The organism is Martelella alba (assembly GCF_005217455.1).
Lineage (GTDB): Bacteria > Pseudomonadota > Gammaproteobacteria > Enterobacterales > Enterobacteriaceae > Acerihabitans.
Genome location: NZ_SZPQ01000146.1, coordinates 1 through 986 on the forward strand (window position 1 = coordinate 1; position 986 = coordinate 986).

The following is a 986-nucleotide window of genomic DNA, read 5'->3' on the forward strand; positions in this document are numbered from 1 at the left end:
GGTCCGGCGGAGGCGTCGGTTGCGTCCCGGACGGCGGTTGCGCCAGAGGAACAGTGGCATGAACCGGCGGCGATAATTCAGCCAGCGGTGGGCGAAGCGCGGCGGATGACCGGTCCGGCGGAGGCGTCGGTTGCGTCCCGGACGGCGGTTGCGCCAGAGGAACAGTGGCATGAACCGGCGGCGATAATCCAGCCGGCGGTGGGCGAAGCGCGGCGGATGGCCCGACGGGCCAGCGGCGCCGAATCCATGGCGCAGCGCCCAGCGCAACCGACTGACGTCCCGCCCGTGGCAAACGGCGCGAGCAAGCCCGTGGCGAAAGTGATTCTGAGTCATGAGGGATTGCGTCGTTCGCCTTCCCCTTCAGGGCATCGGCAAAATAGCGATGACAACCCCATATTGGGCCAAGTGGATGAATCGCTGGTCGAAGCGCGGGCGCGCCTGAAAAAAAGCGGCCCGGGGCCAATGCCCAAATGGCTCAGGGATCTTGATAGCGAGTCCTCGGGAACCGGAGGCGCCTGAACCGCCACGGCGATACATTGATCCGGGCCGGTCATGCCGGCCCGGGACAAAAGGAACGATTAAGATGCAAAAAACGGCAATGGACGACATCTCGGTTAGCGGCCGATTGCGCGCCTTATTGGCCTATAAATTGGGCTGGCGGCAGGAAGAAGTTCATGAGTCTCTACATTTGATCAATGAACTTTATGTGGATTCATTAGACCTGGTGGAAATAGATATCGGTATTTTGGAAACGTTTGATGTTCAGCTTTCCAAAAATGATTTTCAGGCTGCGGAAACAGTCGGCGATTTACGTTTTATTATTGAACGCCGGTTGTGGGAAAATAATCCGACCTCACCGGAAGCGCGCCAATGACGGGCTTCCGCTGTGCGGCGCCTTGAATGACCTTGCCTAAATAGCTGCGCCTAATACCGCTACACTTTTGCCTGACCATGTTTTCCTCCGGGGAATGGGCTGGCAGTTTCCA

Annotated in this window: 2 protein-coding genes; both read left to right on the forward strand. The window is 58.7% G+C overall.

Annotated features, from left to right (window positions below; translation table 11 throughout):
• On the forward strand, positions 1-519 hold a 519-nt coding region (locus FCN80_RS26590; RefSeq protein WP_230492984.1), incomplete at its 5' end, for a hypothetical protein.
• A gap of 64 nt (positions 520-583) precedes the next feature.
• Complete coding sequence (locus tag FCN80_RS26120) at positions 584-874, forward strand: phosphopantetheine-binding protein (protein WP_136993276.1); 291 nt, start codon at positions 584-586, stop codon at positions 872-874.
• Positions 875-986 lie beyond the last annotated feature (112 nt).

Excerpts from the sequence above, each read along its gene's own strand:
- FCN80_RS26120 (WP_136993276.1), top strand. The coding sequence starts at position 584 with ATGCAAAAAACGGCAATGGACGACATCTCGGTTAGCGGCCGATTGCGC.